This window comes from Photobacterium swingsii (genome assembly GCF_024346715.1).
GTDB classification, from domain to species: domain Bacteria; phylum Pseudomonadota; class Gammaproteobacteria; order Enterobacterales; family Vibrionaceae; genus Photobacterium; species Photobacterium swingsii.
The window spans coordinates 421,450-440,868 of the sequence record NZ_AP024853.1; the positions used below are offsets into that span (position 1 = coordinate 421,450).

Here is a 19,419-nt window from a genome sequence, read left to right on the forward strand (position 1 = left end):
TGGTTTACTCAAAAAAGTGTAGGACAAGACTCATCAACGGCTATGATGAATATTATTCAAACCACCTCAACACTGCGAAGGGTAATCTAGCTGAGGCCACTGTGTACAATGAGTAATTTTCGCTATCACAACAAAAATCACTCATCGAACACGACATTCAAAATTGCAGCTTATACACTCTCAATAACTTCACTAAATGGTACATCAAGCATGCTAGCTATCAGCTCAGTTTTCTCATTGTCTTCACTCCACACTAAGTAAAGCTGCTGCTCCATCACAGGTGCTCCTTCAACGACATGCAGTAAACCATCTTCAACACTCTGTGCAACCACTGGCGAAGGTAGGTAACCCATACTAGGGTTATTAATAATGTATTCTTGTGCCATTTTACTTGAGTGCGTGTGCAAGATTGGCGTTTTATCCAATTCTATTACGCGGCTGTGTTCAACCGAAAAGCGCGTACCCCAATCGAGATATACCAAAGGCAAATCTTTAGCATCCGCCAATGAACAATTTGGTTTATGGCTGACCAACTGTAATTGAAACTCGCGCACTTTTTTAACCTGCATACTTTCAATGCGTGGTGGTTCACAGGTCAACGAAATATCAACACTCTTATCAAACAAACGCTTTGCCATGCTTTGACGCGGCACAGATTCAAGACGTAGAGCCAATCCAGGAATAGATGCATAAATGCGATGGATCCACTCAGAGATCCCATCAAATTCCCAGAACATTGGTGATGCACCGACGGAGATCTGTGAATTTAAGCTATCAGTTAATGCCACATCCTGCTTTGCCCTGCCCCATGTTTGCAATATAGCTTCAGCATAAGGCTGTAAACGCTCTCCTGCAGGTGTCAAATGCACGTTACCACGCTGACGCGAAAACAAAGGATTGCCTAACTGGCTCTCTAATTGACGGATGCGGAAGCTGACCGCTGACTGTGTTAAATACAAATTATCTGCCGCACGACCAAAGTGACGTGTTTTTGTAACCTCAAGAAATGTTTTAAGTAATTCGGTATCCACGAGCCAAATCTCATCAAAAATAAAGAAGGGAGTTTAATACGCGATAGTACACCTTAGTGTAGCAAAAGCACGATGAATATTTTTTATCGTCATCACGAAAATTCTTTGATTTACAACTTCACTTCTCTCAACGAATATCTGCGAAAAATCAGCATCAGGAACTGAATTAATGAGAAGTGAAGGTAAATTTTACGACGATAAAAATTTCCCACGTGGCTTTAATCGCTCAGGTGTTTTCACAATTTCTGAATCCACCCTATTAGAGAATTACGGCCGAACCATGTCACGCCTGTTCGCAGGTGAAATCGAACCAATGAGTGAAGTTGAACGTCAATTTGTCGCTGAAACAAGTGGTCAGCTAAACGTTCAATCTGATTTTGCTAAGTGTTGGTTGAAATATATCAATCGAACTAGCCAAAAGGTGAAAAGTTACACCTTATGTTCATCGGTGCGCAAACAAAGTCAATCATTCGACGATGACACGGGCGGGGACGACCTCGATTATTAATTTCAGTTACTGATTCAGTAACCTCATTATTTTCTTTACGACCAGCCACCCTCCAAATCAAACCTAGGGTGGCTGGTTGCTTTTTGGGCCTATCAAACGGCCTTCTATATTCGGTAATTTGCTATGAAAATTTGTTTTGTTATGTACCCGTGGGATCGCGTTGAACCAGAAACGGACTCAACTCTGCGCCTAATACATGAAGCCGCAGCTCGTGGTCACACGGTTGCTATTACAACACCTAATAACCTTACAATGCGCGACAGCATGGCTATCGCATTTTGTAATGTATTAAAGAACAAAGAAGTCTCTAGCAATATTCCCAGTTTTTACAAAAAAGCTGAGTTTACAAAAGCACAACTGCCACTAGCTGGTTTTGACGTTATCTTTATGCGTGCAAACCCACCGCTAGACACTATGGCACTGAACTTCTTGGATTCAGTACGTGATGATACTTTCATCATGAACGACATTGATGGCCTACGTGTAGCAAACAATAAGCTATACACAGCATCACTGCCTGATCCAAACAACGAGTTTATCCCGGTAACCCACGTTTCTAAGAACCGTGAGTACCTTGAGCGCGTGTTAGATGAAAATACAAATGATCGCATGATCCTTAAGCCTCTTAATGGCTACGGCGGTAAAGGCGTAATCCTTGTAGAGAAAAGTGCGAAATCAAGCGTGAAATCACTATTGGATTTCTACATCGGTGATGATCACAACTACGTGATCCTACAAGATTACATCGAAGGTGCAGAGCAAGGCGACGTTCGCATCATGATGCTAAACGGTGAGCCAATTGGTGCAATGCGTCGTGTGCCAGCCCAAGGTGACGTACGTTCTAACATCCATGCTGGTGGTAAAGAAGTAAAACACGTATTAACCAAACAAGAACTACGTCTGTGTAAACACATTGGCCCTAAATTAGTGCGCGATGGTCTGTACTTCGTTGGCCTTGATGTTATCAACGGCAAACTGGTTGAAGTCAATGTACTAAGCCCTGGCGGTATCACACGTATCAACCGTTTGAACCGTACTAAGTTACAACGTGACGTTCTAGATTTCGTTGAAAGCGTTGTTGTAGCAAAAGAAGTGAGCATTACACGGAAGAATGAATTCCGTAAGGTTATCGCTGATGCTACAGCTTACTGAGCAGGAGGTGCTGGATAAGATCCAGCATCTAGTTCCATTCGAAGCGCAACTTAATGACGGCAGCTTAACAGTTCGCATTAGCGAGTATCAGCCATACATTGCGACAGCTATTCACCATGGTCATCGTTTCCGTACTGAGTTGATGAGCAAATGTGAATTAACTGAAGAAGAACGTTACTACGAAGAAGATCCGTTCACGGGTGATTTTATTTCTTCGTTACCGATTATTTTGCAAGGTGAAGACTCTCGCTATGAGTATGATCTAAACCGTCCGAGTGATCAGTGCATTTACGATCAAGCATGGGGCAAAGACGTATGGTCTACCCCGCTGACGGATGTCGAAAAAAATGTATCACTGGATAAGCACGCAAAATACTACCGTATTTTAAAGTGCTTAATTGAAACACTGGAAAGTAAGTTTGGCCTTTGCTTAATTTATGATGTGCATTCCTATAATTACCAGCGTATTGAGACGGATACGCCGACCTTTAATTTAGGTACGCAGCAAATCAATAAAAAGCAATGGCGTAAAGAAATTGATGAGTGCTTAAGTCAGCTTAATAACGTTGAATTGCCGAATATTGCTGTATCGGCAAAAGAGAATGATGTATTCAAAGGCATGGGTTACCAAGCTAGCTTTGTAAAACAACATTTTAAAAAGACGTTAATTTTACCGATTGAAGTGAAAAAGATTTTCATGAACGAAGTGGGTGGTGAAAGCTTCCCACTCGTCATTGAAAAAATGAAAGAAGCCATGAAAACCGTGGTAACGGAACATGCTGCATTCACTTTGCGTCGTAAAACTAAAGTTAAGCGTTTAACAAGTAGCCATATTCTTGCGTCTAAGTTGCCAAGAGAAGTGCTAAAGCTGGATCGCCAGTTGTTCTCGATTGCGCGTGGTGTTAATACACTAAGTTATATTAACCCAACGAACTTAAAACAAGAGAAGCGTCGATTCTTACATAAGCCGTTTACGTACCAGCCAAGCTTTACGTACCGACAACTGGATCTTGATCCATACAAATTCCGTGAGCAACTATATCGCTTGCCTGTTGAAGATATTCGTGATGCTGACATTCAAAAAATGTACCGCAAAACAATTGACCAACTCGCAGTGCGTATCGACTTGCTAACGAGCATAGGTACCGATGAGTTCTTATACAACTCACTACGTTACTACGGGCAGCCAGATGATCGTGATATTGCTAACGCGAAGTTCATTCTTCATGCTTGTGAATATCAAGAGAAAGAGCCAGCAACGCTGAATGCAAAAGATGCCATTGCTGCGTTTAAAGCTGCCGCAGCTGATTATGGACTCAAGTGTAATGTGGTTGGTTCGAAAACCTTAATTGCAAGAGCCATGGTAAGTGGACGTAGCATCAAGGTAAACGTAAACAGCACCTTTACTGAACGCGACTTAGACGCCCTTATTCAGCACGAATTAGGCGTTCACTTAGTCACGAGCGTAAACGCAGACAACCAACCGTTGAAAGTGTTGAAGCTGGGTCTGCCAGGTAACACCCACACGCAAGAAGGCTTAGCGATTCTTTGTGAGCACCTATCAGGTAGCTTCCCTTTGCATCGTCTAAAAACACTGGCGCTACGTGTTATTGCGGTTGATAAAATGGTTAACGGTGAAAGTTTTGGTGATACCTTCCATGCACTAAAACAAGACTACAAATTGTCTGATGACGATGCTTTCACAATTACAGCACGCGTATACCGTGGTGGTGGTTTCACTAAAGACTTCCTCTACCTTCGCGGCTTAAAAGATGCATTGCATTGTTACCACGAGCAAGACTTAACATCACTGTTTGTCGGCAAAACAGGCTTTGAATTCAAGCCTCTGCTAGAAGAACTGATTGCTCGCGACATTTTGCAAAAACCAGCGTACATGCCAAAAGCATTAACGCTTGAAACAAAAGCAGATCCTGTGATGGACTTTCTTCTTAACTCTATTCGGTAATTGCAAGTGCGGCATTCTCTAGCCGCACTTAGCAAATAAACACCAGGTATAACCAAAAGAAAAGGTGATACTTCGCCTTTTCTTTTGTCTTTCGTTAGCTATTTTTCCCCTTACGCTACTACGCGCCCGCCCCCACCTTTCCAACTTAAACAACAATTTAATTACACTTAGGAAACGTTACTGAATAAAGACTTATATTTGGTAAAAATAGCCCCTCATTACCTCTTGTGATTTTTGAGAAACACGTCACAATAGCGCAAATTTTTCGTCTATTGTTCGCCTTTTTCGCGTCAGTAAATGAACAACAAAAATTAAAATTTAGACTTTCCCTATAACACGTAATCAAGTGGCATTCTTAATCGTGGTGATAGAATGGAAAGTGGTATTCATGAACGGTTAGTTCGATGTCGTTAGGCGCTATGCCTCACTTTTATATATGCTCTGTGCGTTTTATTCGTTCTCTTCTAAAAACTATAAAAAGTCTATTAACATAGGCATAGACGCTTATTTCACACAACATCGACAGCCTTTTATCTCATTACACTTAAGCTCGAACACATACCATGTTAAATAAAAAGTTAATTATCGCTAGTTTGATAGGACTCGTCCTTGCTGGTTGTAACAACGACTCAGATTCAACCACTGAAAGCACGCTGACATACACCTATGCAAAAGCAAATGGTACGCAATACCAAGGCACTGTTGAGCCAGTAAAAGACAGCAAAAACATTTCTGATAACGTCGAAGCCTTTAAAGGGATTAAGTACGCGGAAGCTGCACGCTTCTCAAACCCTGAACTCTACACACCTAAAAACTCAGCGCAAACGCCAGCTCTTGATTTTGGCAAACAATGTCCACAAGGCAGTGTTGCGCGTTATGACACGACAAAAATGTCAGAAGACTGCCTTTACTTGAATATCTGGCGCCCGACCAAAGAACATCAACAAGCCGCTATGCCTGTGTATGTTTTCATTCACGGTGGTTCATTTGAAACAGGTTCAGGCTCAAATGCGATTAATCACGGTGATGCTATCGTGGCAAACGGCGTCAAAAACGGTAATCCCTTTATCGCTGTTACACTTAATTATCGTTTAGGTATCTTCGGCTCGTTTTACCAAAACGATGATGAAAGCGGTAACTATGGCATCAAGGATCAGCGCACTGCGCTTAAATGGATAAAAAACAACATTGCTGATTTTGGTGGTGATCCAGATAACGTGACTCTATTTGGTGAAGGTGCTGGGGCAATGGCTGTGGGTATCCACCAGCTCAACCCTATTGATGCTGAAACAAACGAAAAGCTATTCCAGCGCGCCATCATGCAGAGCAACCCTTACGGTTTACCTTATAAGACAAGAAATTCTGCTAAAAATTTAGCAAGCTCACTGGAAGGGTTTAAAGATAAAACCTTTGGTGGACCTGATGTGACTCCTGTTGATTGGGCTAACTTATCAACGACAGAGGTTTTACAAGTCGGTGCACACGCCAAGAACCCTCTGGTTTTAGCAAATAGCTTAATTAATCCGCTTTACATGCAGCCCTATGGAGCAGGAGTATTGGCGTTTGCGCCATACATAGAGACTAGAGGTTGGCCTTATAAATCACCTAAAGACAGCGTTGTTAAAAAACAGCCTACTAAAGCTGATTTCCAAGTGCCGACAGTGCTCAGCTTCAACAATGATGAAGCCAATACCTTTTTGGGCTATATCGAACCATTGTTTATGGTTGATTATGATTTAGTGATTCCAATTGATTTAGGTGATGGTAATACCGTTAATTTGAAGCTTAACTTCAAATCAGACACTTACCCACTACTCGTCAATGTCATATTCGGCGTAGATCAACTCATCTATAAGGCAATTGACAGCCAATTCCCAGATAAAGCAGAGGCACTTAAACTGGCATGGGAAGGTATAAAGCTCATAAATGGGCTTGATCCTAAAGCCGATCAATTTCTGGCTATCCCACATTACCAAATGAATAAAGATGAAAGTGGCGAGATCATTGGCAAAGAAACCGTTAAGCGTGCTCGAATGATGACAAATGACGTGCTGTTTACTTGCCCAAGTCGTATGGTGGCACAAAAAAACAAATCGCGTCTTTATCACTACAACTACAAATCTGATTTAACCTTCAGACCAATCGATGCCTCTTTCTTGCTGTCGATTTCATGTACAAGTGGTGTGTGCCAAGGGGACGAGTTACCTTTTGTATTCAACAAAAACTTAAACATTCGCTCTATGCAGGCTAACGCAAGTGCACGTGATGCAATCATGATGGATACGGTGTCACGTCAATGGTTTAAGCCTACGATGTTTGCACCATCAAATACTGCCAATGAACAAGATACTGTTTGGACAATAGATCAAAATGGTTTTAACCCTACTCCTGATTGGGACAGTACCATTAACGCTGTTCCAAATGATGATGGCACCTTAAGCCAACAAGGCCGTTGTGATTATTTAGAACAAGCAGGACTCATCAAGTTCTAAACTGACTCTTAGCAGCCGCGAGCACTTCCTGCTATTCACAAGCAAGAAGTGCTCAATATTCGGCTCTGCTTTACAAGCAATATTTCACCTCTCACAGCATAAAACCGAATTTTTTTTCGCATAACCCGCACCTTGCTCATTTATTCTTGTGCTTTTTGATAAAAACATCACAATAGACGAAACTTTTTCAGTTGTGACACGGTCATACTGTGGTAATAACTGATTGTATTTCGAATACTTAATTATTTGATATAACACCGCATCGCTGATTAATGTAAGGCTTAAATGACACCCACGCTTTTTCGACACTCATCACCACAGATTGCTAAAGTTGCTTTGGTACTTGTTTGGGTAGTAATAACGCTTTGCCTAAGTCAGCGTTCAGGGTGGGTTTCATCATGTCCAAATGCCTCGCACTCGCAACAAAATTCAGCACTCCATTCCGAGCAAAATCCTGCACATTCGCCAACGACTCAGCAGCCGACAATACAAGCATTTATTCAAACGGCAGCAACAGAAACATCGGATGCAAACACCTTAATCGAATCTAGCCCTATTACACAAAAACAGTGTGATATGAGCGATCACCTGCTTCAGATTCACGGGCAATCCCTCGAACTTGGCTTGCTTTATCTTCCCTTCATTTTCATTCTGTTAAGCTTATTATGTACTGGGCATTCTTTTGTGCCAGCACTGACAGAGCCAATACCGTCCACTCAGAGACGCCATTTAACCTTCTGTGTATTTAGAGAATAAACACATCGAATCATCCAGATTTAATTTTTTGTGTTTATTGGAGTTATACCGTTGAAAAAAGCTATTACATCTCAAAATACGCTGTTGACCATGTTCGCAGCATTACTTTTCAGCTTGTTTGCATTTAATGCCCAAGCGAAAGACTACACAACGGGCTGGTTGACCAACCCGATGCACCCGCCCGTGCAAGTACGTTTCATGCTAACTGGCCAGACTGATGAAGCAGCCAAAACTGTTGAAGGTTTACTAGAGGTTGATCTCGAAGGAGATTGGAAAACCTATTGGCGATCACCGGGTGAAGGTGGTGTTGCTCCCAAGATTGACTGGGAAATGTCTAACAATATCAGTGATCTTGAATGGCATTGGCCTATGCCAAAACGCTATGAGTTTTTAGGCGTTGAGACATTAGGCTACAAGCATAAAGTCGTCTTCCCCATGACGGTTAAAGTAAATGACTTTAACAAGCCCGTCTTTTTGTCTGGCAAGTTAACCATGTCATCTTGTACCACGATTTGTGTACTGACTGACTACGAAGTCGTGATGGATTTCATCCCTAACCAACTCACGCCATCAACAGATGCAATGCACTTGTACAACCAAGGCATGAGTAATGTTCCTACCGACAATGCGAATGTAAGCATAGATCAAACAAGTTGGAATAACGACAAACAAGAGCTATCTGTGCTTATTAGCAACACTCAAGCTTGGTCTAAACCTGACATTTTTGTTGATAGTAACGATGAAGCACTAGAGAACGTTTCATTCAGCACCCCGAGTATTACCAAAGATAACCAACAATTAGTTGCAACCTTTAAAGTAAGCAGTTGGTTTGGTAAACCAGATTTAACCAACAAAACGTTAAATGTGACAGTTACCGATACAGACTTGGCCGTCGAAGAGCAAGCTATTGCCACGACGCTGCCAATTACCACTCAAATTGGTTCAAGTATTTGGCAAACCATTGCTTTTGCACTGATTGGTGGTCTGATTCTGAATATTATGCCTTGTGTTCTACCTGTCCTCGGTATGAAACTAAGCAGTATTATCGCAACTGAAGGCATGGAACGTCGTCAAATTCGTACTCAGTTCATTGCATCTGCGGCGGGTATTCTAGTTTCATTCTGGCTATTGGCTGGGTTCTTAACAGCATTAAAAGTATCTGGGCAAGCATTAGGCTGGGGTATCCAATTCCAGAGCCCTTACTTTATTGGCGCAATGATCGTAATAACAGGTGCATTTGCCGCTAATATGCTGGGGCTTTTTGAAATTCGCCTTTCAAGCAGTACCAATACTTGGCTAGCCACCCGCGGTGATAACTCACACCTTGGTCACTTTATTCAAGGCATGTTTGCAACCTTACTTGCAACGCCTTGTAGTGCGCCATTCTTAGGCACTGCTGTCGCGTATGCACTTGGTGCTGATATTGTTACTCTATTTGCCATCTTCACCGCGCTGGCAATTGGCATGGCCGCACCATGGTTGTTAATCGCCCTATTCCCTCAGCTTGCATCTAAGTTGCCTAAACCGGGTAATTGGATGAACGGTGTTAAAACGCTATTTGGCTTGATGATGCTAGCGACCAGTCTATGGCTACTTAGCTTAATGACTAGCTTTGTGAGTACAGGGACTGTGGTTGGTTTCGCTGTGACTTCTCTTATTCTTTTATTATGGCGTTTGGGCCAAGTAAAAGGCCGTAAGAGTGTTGTAATCACCCTTGCGGTTATCTTACTAGGTGGTGCAAGCAGTTTATTTATTGGTAGTTTGACGGCTGATAAATGGTCAACGCCACTGCCTGCCGATCATGCTTGGCAACCACTGAAAAGCGAAGCGATTAGCCAAGAAGTCGCACAAGGGAAAACCGTCTTTGTTGATGTCACGGCTGATTGGTGTATCACCTGTAAAGCCAACAAAATCGGTGTACTGCTGCAAAACCCTGTTTACGATAAACTGGATCAAGACAATATTGTGTTGATGCGTGGCGACTGGACAACGCCATCTGATTACGTTACCGGCTTCTTACAATCATACGGCCGTTTTGGTGTGCCGTTTAACATTGTTTATGGCCCTAACGCGCCAGAAGGTATCGCACTACCTGTTATTCTAACCAAAGATGACGTCATGGCCGCAATCGCTGAAGCTGAAGGCAAAAGCACTTCAAGCGATAAGGGCTAAGCCATGTCCGACAATACGAATGCTAAAAAATCGAAGGTGAAACCATCGCAATCAACTAAAGGCTCTAGCGTTAAAAAGTGGGCCAAAGAAGGATTCACCCTTCTACTTATTATGCTGATTGTAAGCACTGCAATGGATTGGTGGCGTAATCAATCCATCCCGCAGAACACACTCGCACCCACGGTATATACCGCCATCAATGGTGAGCAATATGATCCTGTATCGCTCAGCTACGAGAAGCCAGTGTTACTGTATTTTTGGGCAACATGGTGTGGCATCTGTAAATTTGTGAGTCCGACTATTAATTGGATGAATGATGATTACACTGTTATTTCTGTTGCAATGACATCAGGTGAGAATGATAGGCTAAATGCTTACATGAATTACCATGATTACCAGTTTCCTGTTGTAAACGACCCATCAGGGCAACTTGGGCATCAATGGGGAATTGCCGCCACGCCAACTGTCATGGTGCTTCGCGATGGTAAAATCGTCTCATCCACCACTGGGATTTCTACTCCCCCTGGTATTTGGGCACGAATGGCACTTGCTAAGTAAGGCACCTAGCTAAAAATAAACCAAGCATGGCTTTGCCAAGTCAAACGAATAAAAACACCCTTGCGATTAAACTAGCAAGGGTGTTTTTTTGTACACGTCTACAGTCGCCGTTAGCGGAATTTATAATCGCTGTGGCAGGCTTTACAGTTTTTAGCTGCAACACCAAACGCTTTCTTTGTCGCTCGCTCATCACCTTGAGATGCGACTTGCGCGAGTTGTGTCAGATCCGTTTGGAACTTGTTTAACTTAACGGTAAAGCCGTCCCAATCGGTCCAAATTTCAGGTTTCGCTTTGGTGTCACCCTTATCAGAACCATCAACACTGAATGCCTCAGCAGGCATCAACGCCAATGTTGAAATGTATTGCGCACGCTTACTAAATACTTCTTGGTTCCAGTCTTTACGGCCTTTCACCATATCCGCCATATCACCAAAGTTTGCTGCAATCATAGAAAATGCCGCTTGGCGATAATGGATGGCATCTTCAGGCTTTTCAAAAGGAGATGCTGACACACTGGTTGCTAGCAGCGTAAGGCTAGCTATCATCATTTTTACTTTCATCGCTTCTTCCATGCTTTTGTTGTAGTAATGTCTTGGGTCTTACTGCCATTGATGCAGTGAGTATCACTATTCTTGTTATAACGCTTGTTGGTATAGCTCTCGTTGATCTAGCTTTCGTTACTATATGTAGCAAAACTATATTCAACTCGATGAAGCGATCTTATCAAGCCTTTCGGTTTAGTAAATGATTTTCACATGAAACTTACATTGATTTACAACTAAGCACCGAGAGGTTCACATTTCGCTCAAGCTAGACTAGCAGCCGGAAACCTATCATTCGCTCACGCCTTGTCTATCAGATCAATTTTAGCTCCGTAAACTTCGCTCAAAGCCATAAAACCATTACAATGCGTTTGGTTATATACTCAACACAGGCATACCTCCTTTGAAACTCAGTAAACGACTCAAAACGATTGAACAAATGGTGACACCAGAATATGACCACATCTGGGATTGTTGCTGCGATCATGGGTTTCTTGGCGCAGCCTTGTTATCACGACAAGCAGCCAACAATATCCACTTTGTTGATATTGTTCCTGAACTGATAGATGAACTAGAAAGCAAACTGCAACGTTTTTACACCAATTCCACATCAAACTGGCACACCCACTGCTTGAGTGTTGCAGCCTTGCCATTAGCCCAATACAAAGGCAAGCACCTCATTATTATTGCTGGTGTCGGTGGTGATTTGATGATTACGTTTATTGAAGTCATACATAAAATGTATCCTAAAATGGATATCGATTTCTTGCTATGCCCTGTTCATCACCAGTATTCATTACGCCAAAAGTTGAATACGCTTGATTTCAATTTGAAGCATGAAGTCTTAGTTGAAGATAATCACAGATTTTATGAAGTGATTTTTGTCTCTTCAAAAAGTAACCAGAACAACCCTGTGAGTCTCGTTGGTAGTCACATCTGGCAAGCAGACTCAGATACGCAAGCCAAAGTTACTAAACACTATTTAAAGAAAACACTAGAGCATTATCAACGTATTCAGCATGGTAATAGCATGGATGTTAGCCACATTATTGCTGCTTACCAGTCCATAACGCTCTAATTCCCTTCATTTGTTCAGCCTTCAGAAACTATCTCTGCGTAATCGATCATTTCGCGGAGCAATTACGATAAAATAATAGAACGATAACGCCACTCTATATTCGTCATGGACGCTACCAAAGCAGCCATGGCTTATGTAGCTAGGCTTAACAATAAAAATAGAGCAAAGTCATGCACGGAACGTTAAGTAAAATGAAGTCGAGCTTGTGCCCTGAAAGCAGCACAGTCGACTACCAACTCCCAGTGGGCGAATCCCTACTCGCTTTAAATCCACTGATTGGTAAACCACTAAAGATGACTTTCACTGGCAACATCTTTTGCGATGCTTGTGGAAAGAAAACTAAGAAAAGCTACTCACAGGGCCACTGTTTCCCCTGTATGAAAAAGCTTGCGCGTTGTGATATGTGTATCATGAAACCAGAAACTTGCCACTACGATGCAGGGACATGCCGTGAACCTGAATGGGGCGATAGCTTCTGCATGGTACCGCACTATGTCTACTTGTCGAATACCTCAGGATTAAAAGTTGGGATTACGCGTCATACTCAGCTTCCTACTCGCTGGATAGATCAGGGAGCAACTCAGGCACTTCCTATCTTCAAAGTTAAAACACGTAAACTGTCTGGTTTAGTCGAAATTGCATTAGCCGAGCTTGTAGCCGATAAAACCAACTGGCGCGCCATGCTTAAAGGCGATAATAAAGACATAGATTTAATCGCAGAAGCAAAACGCTTGATCCCTGAGATTGAAGCGAACCTTGAAGAACTGACTGGCACCTTCGGCAGCGATGCTATTGAACGATTAGATGAAGATCTGGTTAACATCAGTTACCCTGTCACTCAGCATCCTACCAAGATTAGCTCACATAACTTTGATAAAGAGCCTGTTGTAGAAGGAACGTTGCTAGGCATTAAAGGCCAATACTTGATGTTTGACACTGGTGTGATCAACATCCGAAAATTCACCAGCTATGAAATTACCGTTGACGCTTAATCAGAGCATTATTTATTGCGGCTTGGCGTAAGCCGCTTTATTTAAGCAGCTCAATAATGAAGGTATAAAGGTGAAGTGCAGAACGCAGAGATCTGCGCTGACTAAATACCTGCACTTCACAGGGGGAAGGTTTACGAGCAACACCCAATAGTGCAGCCCGTAATCTAGATTATGATGCAGCCAAAGAAAGCTTCATTTGATTCGCAACCTTGTCGACCTTACCAAGACCAACAATAACTTGAAGACCATTCTTACCAAGCGGAACCACACCTGCTGCACCCAGTGCTAACAAAGCTTGTTTATCAGCAAGATCTGAATCTTTTACCGTTAGGCGTAAGCGTGTAATACAGTTATCGACTTCCACAATATTTTGCTTACCGCCAATCGCTTTAATATAGCTTGCTGTTAAGCCTTCAATATCTTCTTCTTGCTCTGCTTCATTCATGTCTTCACCACGCCCCGGCGTTTTTAGATTAAATTTAACAATCGCAAATTTAAATACGCTGTAATAAAGCATAAAGAATACAATGCCTTGTGGGATTAGCATGTACCAGTTTGTCGCAAGAGGATTCTGGCTTGATAGTACAAAATCAACCAGACCCGCAGAAAAACCAAAACCTGCCATCCACTCCATGCTAGCAGCAATATACAGTGAGATCCCCGTCAGCACAGCATGGATGAAGTACAAGACTGGAGCAAGGAACATAAAGCTGAACTCTAGTGGCTCAGTGATCCCTGTGAAGAACGAAGCCATTGCTGCAGCTAACATGATGGAGAATACTTTATTCTTATTGGCCGCATCAGCACAGTGATACATAGCCAAAGCAGCGCCTGGTAAACCAAACATCATGATAGGGAAGAAACCCGCCTGATACATACCTGTTTGACCCGGAATACCAGTGCCGTTAGCAATGGATTGTGCACCACCCAAGAAATTAGGAATATCGTTAATCCCCACCACATCAAACCAAAATACTGGGTACAACGCGTGGTGCATCCCAACGGTAAGCATTAAGCGATTAAAGAAACCAAATAGACCAGCACCTAAAGCACCAAGTCCTTGTAACTGAGTGCCAAAAATAATTAATGCGTCGTACACGACAGGCCAAACATACATGAAAACAAACGCCAAAATCATGCCCGCAATTGACGTTAAGATAGGCACTAAACGCTTACCGCTAAAGAATGCCAGTGCTTTGGGAAGCTCAACACTTGAGTAACGGTTATAGATTTCAGCAGAAACGATACCCACAATAATACCAATAAACTGGTTGTTTATTTTATTGAATGCAGCAGGAACTGCATCAGTGGCAACACCAAGTAACTGCGCAACATTACCCGGTGATAGCAGCGTTGTCAGTACCATAAAACAGATGAAACCAGAAAGCGCAGCAGAACCATTCTTGTCTTTACTTAACCCAAAAGACACGCCAATGGCAAAAAGAACGGCCATGTTATCGATAATGGCTGAGCCCGATTTAATCAGAAAAGCAGCCAATACGCTTTCAGCCCCCCAGCCAACAGGATCAATCCAATACCCTATCCCCATCAGTATTGCCGCAGCTGGTAAAGTAGCGACTGGCACCATCAGTGCCTTACCTACCTTTTGCATGTAACCCAAAATACTCATTGTTGAACCTCAGATTTATAGATAAAGAAAATGCATCTGTTCTTTAACCCATTAGCGCCACACACTTTTTAATAGCAATAAATAAACTTTTTTAGGTGCTAATTTTCAAGAAGATAGGCATATATAAACTGAAAATAACTGGCTAGACAAACGAAATTAAAGTTACTATAAGTGAAATTATTTCACCTGTAGCTATGATATGGATTCTAAACAAGCACTACTAAAAAACATGCATACCTTCAATGTGGCAGTTAAAACCATGAGTTTTAAATCTGCAGCCGCAGAGCTACACCTGACACAAAGTGCCGTTAGTCACCGAATCAAGGTATTAGAGCAAGAGCTAGGATTTTGTCTTTTTATTAGGGGAACGAGGCAGTTGTCCTTAACACCAGAAGGCGAACGTTTACACAATACCCTCGCCCGCTCTCTCTCTACTATTTTTAATGAGATAGATAACATTCAGTCTAGCGATCTCAGTGGTGATCTTCGTATTTTAACGGCTCATGGTTTTGCGCGAGATTGGTTGGTACCAAGGCTTGCTAAATTTAAGCAAACCTTTCCTAACTTAAACTTAGTGGTCAACTTGCACGAAGAAATTGTCGAGCTAGACAAGGAAGAATTTGATGTGGCGTTTTACTATGGGGACTATCAACAGCCAAATGTTTATTGTCTGCCATTATTTGATGAAATGTACTTGCCTGTTTGCACTCCGCAGTATGCAAAAGAACACCGTCTGTTAGAGCGAGGTAGCCAAGGATTATCCTCCGTCAATTTCCTACACTCAAGTCAATCAAATGCTTGGCCACGCTGGTTAAAGTCGATCAACAGTGAGATAGACAGCTATCAACAATGTTACCGATTTAGCCAACAAGGCTTAGCCGTTGAAGCTGCAAAAAAATCGGTTGGGGTTGCCATTGGCCGTCTGCGGTTTTTAACGCCAGCCATCGAAGCGGGTGAATTATTGGCGCCATTTCCGGCCATGGAAACTCATCAGCGATACGCACTGCTTTGCATGGATTCCATGCAGCATAGGCCTAAAATTGCCGCTTTTATTCAGTGGGTTAAATCAGAATTAGCATAAACAAAAAGCCCGTATACGCTTACACGTATACGGGCTTTTAACAAGCAAAGCTTATCAATTAAGCACGGCTCATGAACTTGTGTTCAGCTGTGTTAATTTTGATCTTCTCGCCAGATGCGATGTACTCAGGTACTTGCACTGTTAAGCCTGTTGTTAGTACAGCAGGTTTAGTACGCGCACTTGCAGATGCACCTTTGATTGAAGGATCTGTTTCAACAATCACAAGGTCTACCGTTGCAGGTAGTTCGATTGCAACAGGGGTACCATCAACAGTAAGAACTTGAATGCCTTGAGTTTCTTCAGTAATGAAAAGAAGCTCTTCAGCAATAGACTCTTTGGTGAAGTTGTATGGCGTGTAATCTTCGTTATCCATGAAGACATACTCGTCACCATCGATGTAAGAGAATGATGCTTGATGACGACGGAAGTCCGCAAGGTTAATCATTTCATCTGCTTTGAAGCTTTCATCGCTTTTTGCGCCCGTAGCGACATCATATAGACGCATACGGTAAAGGCTTGCACCAGCACGACCACTCGGAGTTAGTTTTTTAATTTCTTTCACTAACAATACTTTGCCATTGAGTTCAATGGCTGCAAATTTTTTGATTTCACTTGCCTTTGGCATAGTCTGACATCCAGTAATAGATTGTGGGTAGAAATTACCACGAACTCAATTTTAGGCAAATAAAGAAATTATGAATAGCTGATTTATTCGCCATTTTTCTGTGACATTTCTCCATTTTTTCACCCTTTATACTGCTCAACCTCAGAATAACGCTCACAAGCATGCTCATGAAATATATCAGCCAGATATTGAGCTAATACTTCAGCAGGCAATTCAGCCGGAATAGCTACATCGTAAATACGTACACGCATTGAGGTTTCTGACTCTTTAAACAGTAACCATTCCTCATTCTTGCGCTGAACAGCCATGATCGTACCGTATACATTAAACCGAATTAGCATCTTTTACCCACAATCCTAGTTTCTGCTACCACTCACTATACTGATAATCAGCCAAGCATACACTCACACCGACTCAGGGGAGCAAACATGCTCAATATGGACTTTAGTCAACGCATTGTTATTGATACCAACCTAATGGAATGGCTACCCAGCCCATCAGGTGGTGTCCGCCGAAAACCATTAGAACGAGAAGCCGCTGAATCTGGGCACACCACTAGCGTCGTTGAATACACCGCACAAGCCAAATTTCCGACTCACCCTCACCCATTAGGTGAAGAGATCTTTGTATTAGATGGCGTATTTTCAGATGAAACGGGAGATTTTCCTGCTGGCAGCTATATTCGTAATCCACCCGCATCCCAGCACGCCCCTTTTAGCCGACAGGGCTGTCGAATTTTTGTAAAGCTCAATCAATTCAACAAAAGGGATAGCCAACAAGTTAATATCAACACCCAAACAGCACCTTGGCTAGATGGCATTGGTGGATTAAAAGTGATGCCATTACATGCGTTTAAAGACAGTTCTATACAAGGAGCACGTCACGAACATACCGCACTTGTTAAATGGCCTGCTGGGGAGCTTTTTCAGCCTCATCAACATGTTGGTGGCGAAGAAATATACGTGATTTCAGGTGAATTCAGAGATGAAAACGGTTGTTATCCTGCGGGCAGTTGGATACGTAGCCCACATCAAAGTATGCATTGCCCTTATGTTAACGAAGACACCATCATATTAGTTAAGACAGGTCACTTAGCTTTGGTATAGCGCAAAGCTGCTTGATACTCACTAAAACCCTGCTCGCGCTGCTATGACCAGTACGAAAGCGATTAAGTTTATAAATCCTGTCATGTAGAGTGTCTTGCTTATCTTAGGGGCTCGCTGAAAAATTTCATGAAGTCCCTCGCTGCATTCCCTAAATACGACTTAATAGAGACAGCCTGACAATGACGACCATTCATCATCATCCTGTACAAATCTACTACGAAGATACCGATCACTCAGGTGTTGTTTATCACCCAAACTTTCTAAAATATTTTGAACGCGCTCGTGAGCACGTAATCGACAGCGATAAGCTCGCAACCTTATGGAATGACCATGGACTTGGCTTTGCGGTTTATAAAGCGAACATGGTTTTTCAAGATGGTGTCGAGTTTGCTGAAGTCTGCGACATTCGCACTAGTGTCACCCTCGACGGTAAATACAAAACCCTATGGCGACAAGAAGTATGGCGTCCTAATGGTACACGTGCAGCCGTTATTGGTAATATCGAAATGGTTTGCTTGGATAAACAAAAACGCTTACAACCGATCCCACAGGATTTACTAGATAGCATGGCATCCATGGTGTAATAAACCCGAGTAATGCAATCACAGTTACTTAGCCAGTACATCTTCAAGACAAATTTGGCGGGCGTGAATAGATGACGGTTCTAGCTTACGCCCTTTTACCACTAAGCCAAAGCGGCAAGCCGCAGACAAGCGCCCCAAGTAGGTAGACCAAGTGATTGTTTCTATTTGCTTTTTTACATTTTTGTTCTTATCATCTTCCGCCCTAGACGACAATACGTCCAAAACAATGCCAGTGATGAGTTCAAGCGAATGTTCACTTTCATCGTTTTCATTCACCAGTGAAAGCTGTTGTTTATGACTAAAAGAAAAATCAAACCCAAATGATCTTAAAGCGTGTGCAAGCCCCTTCCCTGTCGCCTTTATATAGGACTCTTTGAGTACCCACAAATCAAAAAAACGTCGACGCTGATCGCCAAATTCCAACTGCGTTAATGCTGTTATTTCTAGGGGGTGAAAATAATTCTTCATGATAGTGCTAACAGATAGGTGCTCCCTTTCAAACTCGATATCCACGCCAAGTTCAATCTCTTGATCAGCCGTTTGTGTAATAGCCAACAGCACCTGTTCATCGCTATGGCTGAGATTAAAAGCCAGCTCTGTTTGCTGTCGCTGTGCTCTCGACAAATATGGCTTACCTTGTTCACCATATTCAAAACACCACTCATGAGGCTTTATAGCTGCATAGCGTGACAGCGTCACACGAAGAAATGCACGTATGTAGATAGCGTGCATACGTGCTAAAGGCTGTCGGTAACGCATCGCTTTATCTAACTCATCTTTGCTTAGTAAGGTACGTGCCCGATGAATCAATGTCGCGTGGCTAGAGTGCATATTAGCATCTGAATGTTTATTTACTTTGGGCAAGGTAAGAAACCACAAATCCACTGTATTTTCAGTCATCAATTATCTGTAACCTATGCCTAATCCAACCATGCATTATAGGGTATCAAGCCGTCAAAACAACTGAGCAACAAGCAATTAATACAACATAAAACAGGTCAGATGACTGACCATTAAAAATCAAAAGCAATTGCAAACCACCCCCTACCAATCAAGACTCAATTAAACTTTTTTACACAAAATGCGACACAGATCACCACAACATGAAAAGTTGAGTATTTACACTAGAAAACACAAAACCACACT

Annotated in this window: 18 protein-coding genes; 12 read left to right on the top strand and 6 right to left on the bottom strand. The window is 42.4% G+C overall.

The window, feature by feature from the left end; all coding sequences use genetic code 11:
* Window positions 1-170: 170 nt before the first annotated feature.
* Window positions 171-1,031 (bottom strand): HTH-type transcriptional regulator HdfR, encoded by an 861-nt coding sequence (gene hdfR, locus OCU77_RS19285; RefSeq protein ID WP_048897923.1) that lies wholly within the window; start codon window positions 1,029-1,031, stop codon window positions 171-173.
* A gap of 169 nt (window positions 1,032-1,200) precedes the next feature.
* Between hdfR and maoP the strand changes: the two genes are divergently transcribed.
* The 7 genes from maoP (at window position 1,201) to OCU77_RS19320 (ending at window position 10,635) form a co-directional block, all read left to right on the top strand.
* On the top strand, window positions 1,201-1,539 hold the full coding sequence (gene maoP / locus OCU77_RS19290) for a DUF413 domain-containing protein (protein WP_048897924.1): 339 nt from the start codon (window positions 1,201-1,203) through the stop codon (window positions 1,537-1,539).
* Window positions 1,540-1,662: 123 nt separating this feature from the next.
* The gene (gene gshB, locus OCU77_RS19295; RefSeq protein WP_048897925.1) at window positions 1,663-2,691 is read left to right on the top strand and encodes a glutathione synthase; all 1,029 of its coding nucleotides are present in this window, start codon (window positions 1,663-1,665) and stop codon (window positions 2,689-2,691) included.
* Window positions 2,675-4,657 carry a flavohemoglobin expression-modulating QEGLA motif protein gene (locus OCU77_RS19300; protein WP_107302631.1) on the top strand — a complete coding sequence of 661 codons (1,983 nt, stop codon included), beginning with the start codon at window positions 2,675-2,677 and terminating at the stop codon, window positions 4,655-4,657. The genes gshB and OCU77_RS19300 overlap by 17 nt, the downstream gene beginning before the upstream one ends.
* Before the next feature lie 563 nt (window positions 4,658-5,220).
* Entirely contained in the window at window positions 5,221-7,149 is a 1,929-nt protein-coding gene (locus OCU77_RS19305) for a carboxylesterase family protein (protein WP_048897926.1), read from the top strand.
* Window positions 7,150-7,434: 285 nt separating this feature from the next.
* A complete protein-coding gene (locus tag OCU77_RS19310; RefSeq protein WP_144414890.1) occupies window positions 7,435-7,905 on the top strand; it encodes a hypothetical protein in 471 nt (156 codons plus the stop codon).
* A 51-nt stretch (window positions 7,906-7,956) separates the two neighbouring features.
* The gene (locus OCU77_RS19315; protein ID WP_371703621.1) at window positions 7,957-10,077 is read left to right on the top strand and encodes a protein-disulfide reductase DsbD family protein; all 2,121 of its coding nucleotides are present in this window, start codon (window positions 7,957-7,959) and stop codon (window positions 10,075-10,077) included.
* Between the two features lie 3 nt (window positions 10,078-10,080).
* A complete protein-coding gene (locus OCU77_RS19320) occupies window positions 10,081-10,635 on the top strand; it encodes a protein disulfide oxidoreductase (RefSeq protein ID WP_048897927.1) in 555 nt (184 codons plus the stop codon).
* Between the two features lie 110 nt (window positions 10,636-10,745).
* Here the strand turns inward: OCU77_RS19320 and OCU77_RS19325 are convergent, their stop codons facing one another.
* A complete protein-coding gene (locus OCU77_RS19325; protein WP_048897969.1) occupies window positions 10,746-11,195 on the bottom strand; it encodes a c-type cytochrome in 450 nt (149 codons plus the stop codon).
* 385 nt (window positions 11,196-11,580) lie between these two features.
* Between OCU77_RS19325 and OCU77_RS19330 the strand changes: the two genes are divergently transcribed.
* Window positions 11,581-12,255, top strand: coding sequence for a tRNA (adenine(22)-N(1))-methyltransferase (locus OCU77_RS19330; protein WP_048897928.1), 675 nt, complete (start codon window positions 11,581-11,583; stop codon window positions 12,253-12,255).
* Window positions 12,256-12,425: 170 nt separating this feature from the next.
* Window positions 12,426-13,247 carry a DUF2797 domain-containing protein gene (locus OCU77_RS19335; RefSeq protein WP_048897929.1) on the top strand — a complete coding sequence of 274 codons (822 nt, stop codon included), beginning with the start codon at window positions 12,426-12,428 and terminating at the stop codon, window positions 13,245-13,247.
* 169 nt (window positions 13,248-13,416) lie between these two features.
* Here OCU77_RS19335 and nagE read toward each other — a convergent pair whose 3' ends face one another.
* Entirely contained in the window at window positions 13,417-14,877 is a 1,461-nt protein-coding gene (gene nagE / locus OCU77_RS19340) for an N-acetylglucosamine-specific PTS transporter subunit IIBC (RefSeq protein ID WP_048897930.1), read from the bottom strand.
* Between the two features lie 199 nt (window positions 14,878-15,076).
* On the opposite strand from nagE, the gene OCU77_RS19345 reads away from it, so the two are divergent.
* The gene (locus OCU77_RS19345; RefSeq protein WP_107302630.1) at window positions 15,077-15,958 is read left to right on the top strand and encodes a LysR substrate-binding domain-containing protein; all 882 of its coding nucleotides are present in this window, start codon (window positions 15,077-15,079) and stop codon (window positions 15,956-15,958) included.
* Between the two features lie 58 nt (window positions 15,959-16,016).
* Here OCU77_RS19345 and efpL read toward each other — a convergent pair whose 3' ends face one another.
* A complete protein-coding gene (gene efpL / locus OCU77_RS19350; protein ID WP_048897931.1) occupies window positions 16,017-16,583 on the bottom strand; it encodes an elongation factor P-like protein EfpL in 567 nt (188 codons plus the stop codon).
* A gap of 119 nt (window positions 16,584-16,702) precedes the next feature.
* Window positions 16,703-16,924 carry a DUF7661 family protein gene (locus tag OCU77_RS19355; protein WP_048897932.1) on the bottom strand — a complete coding sequence of 74 codons (222 nt, stop codon included), beginning with the start codon at window positions 16,922-16,924 and terminating at the stop codon, window positions 16,703-16,705.
* Between the two features lie 87 nt (window positions 16,925-17,011).
* Between OCU77_RS19355 and OCU77_RS19360 the strand changes: the two genes are divergently transcribed.
* Window positions 17,012-17,689, top strand: a complete 678-nt coding sequence (locus OCU77_RS19360) for a cupin domain-containing protein (RefSeq protein ID WP_048897933.1) — start codon at window positions 17,012-17,014, stop codon at window positions 17,687-17,689.
* A gap of 179 nt (window positions 17,690-17,868) precedes the next feature.
* A complete protein-coding gene (locus OCU77_RS19365; protein ID WP_048897934.1) occupies window positions 17,869-18,273 on the top strand; it encodes a thioesterase family protein in 405 nt (134 codons plus the stop codon).
* Window positions 18,274-18,297: 24 nt separating this feature from the next.
* On the opposite strand, the gene OCU77_RS19370 is transcribed toward OCU77_RS19365, so the two are convergent.
* The gene (locus tag OCU77_RS19370; RefSeq protein ID WP_053111770.1) at window positions 18,298-19,173 is read right to left on the bottom strand and encodes a 4'-phosphopantetheinyl transferase family protein; all 876 of its coding nucleotides are present in this window, start codon (window positions 19,171-19,173) and stop codon (window positions 18,298-18,300) included.
* Window positions 19,174-19,419: the final 246 nt, after the last annotated feature.